The sequence below is a fragment of the Gluconobacter sp. GP1 genome (assembly GCF_032913585.1).
GTDB classification, from domain to species: domain Bacteria; phylum Pseudomonadota; class Alphaproteobacteria; order Acetobacterales; family Acetobacteraceae; genus Gluconobacter; species Gluconobacter cerinus.
The window spans coordinates 1-1,305 of record NZ_JASGXC010000039.1; the positions used below are offsets into that span (position 1 = coordinate 1).

The window sequence follows — 1,305 nt, forward strand, 5'->3', positions numbered from 1 at the left end:
TCGCGGTAGAGCGCGTCGCTGTTGTACTGGGCTCCTGCAGTCCCACTTGCCAGACCGACGAAGTGGCCTGCGCCTGGGTTGACGGGCGAGCCAGCGAGCGAGAGCCTCCAGCCGCCATTTGCTCCGATGGCTGTTTGACTGTTGACGGTTGGAAGAATGTTGTCTGCGCCGACATAACCTGCGTGACTTCCGCCAAGCGCAGCAATGCGCGTCAACGCGGAGAGGTCCAGCTGTTGCCCGTCCCGGGAAACGACGAGCGCGGAGATCTGGCCGCTGGCAGGTTGCTGCACATAGACATGCCAGGTCTGTCCATATGGGTTTTGCTGGCCGAAATTTGGAAGGAGGGGGAGTTGTCCTAATGGGAGCTCGGACGTGCTCCCTACCGCGACCTGAGAGGCGAGCTCAGTGTAGTGAGCTTCGATATAGGTCCGTGCGGCTGAAAGGAGATCCTGAAATTCTCCCGCCGTGACCGCTTGAACCGAGCGGTCCTGTCCACGCTGTATCATGAGACCAAAGCGTGGAATCATGAGAGCCGCAATAGCGGTTCCGGCAAGCAAGGCGATCAGAAGGTTCATCTTAGAATCCTGATCCTGTGAAAATGACAAAAGAGACAATGTCTCCGGCAGGGACCGTCACGGGGAGTGGACCCATGTCGCCGCCATATGGAGTTTGCCAGTTCTGTCCTGTTGAAATTCCAATCGCCCGATCTCCTTCAGCCGCTGCAAGAAGGTCATCAAGGCGAGCTCCGCTCGTTTCCCACCACGTCACGATTTCAGTTCCGGACCCGGTACGAATGACCATATCCTTCATCGCGCTTGTCGCACCTTCGGTCTCGCTTGAAGGAAGAGACGAGAGAGGGATGGAGCCGGAGACAGACGGGTTCGCAGTGACATAACCCTGGACAGCCCTCTTGAATGACAGGAAGGCCGTCAGGTCGGACGCTCCGGCTGTCACCGCGCTCCTCTGCTGCGTGTTAAGGGCGCCCTGCTCCATAATGAGCCCAGTCAGAATACTGACGAAAAGGAGGCCAATGAGAAAGAAAGCGCCCACGACGACTTACTGGCCTGCGGTGTCTACGTAGCTGAACTTCACCTCACTGAGGCTTGAGCTACCCTGGTTGCAGGCTGCCGTCACCTGCGTGACCACATCGCTCCCGGTGTTGACCCAAACGCCCGTGCCATTCACCATCAGAAAATTCACGGGCTGAGACAGGGCGAACTGTGCGCATGCACTCGAAGGAATATTATTCCAGTCCTCATAGAACGTGGTGGATGAACCCGACAGCGTGACGTAAGAGCCGTTCCA

General features: G+C 57.7%; 2 protein-coding genes and 1 pseudogene. All 3 read right to left on the reverse strand.

Annotated features, from left to right (window positions below; all coding sequences use genetic code 11):
• The coding region (pilV, locus tag R5H23_RS16780; protein ID WP_317216123.1) for a shufflon system plasmid conjugative transfer pilus tip adhesin PilV at window positions 1-575 on the reverse strand (575 nt) is incomplete at its 3' end.
• Window position 576: 1 nt separating this feature from the next.
• Complete coding sequence (gene pilM / locus R5H23_RS16785; protein ID WP_010504806.1) at window positions 577-1,050, reverse strand: type IV pilus biogenesis protein PilM; 474 nt, start codon at window positions 1,048-1,050, stop codon at window positions 577-579.
• Between the two features lie 6 nt (window positions 1,051-1,056).
• Window positions 1,057-1,305 (reverse strand): annotated as a pseudogene (locus R5H23_RS16790) (hypothetical protein); the annotation flags it as partial.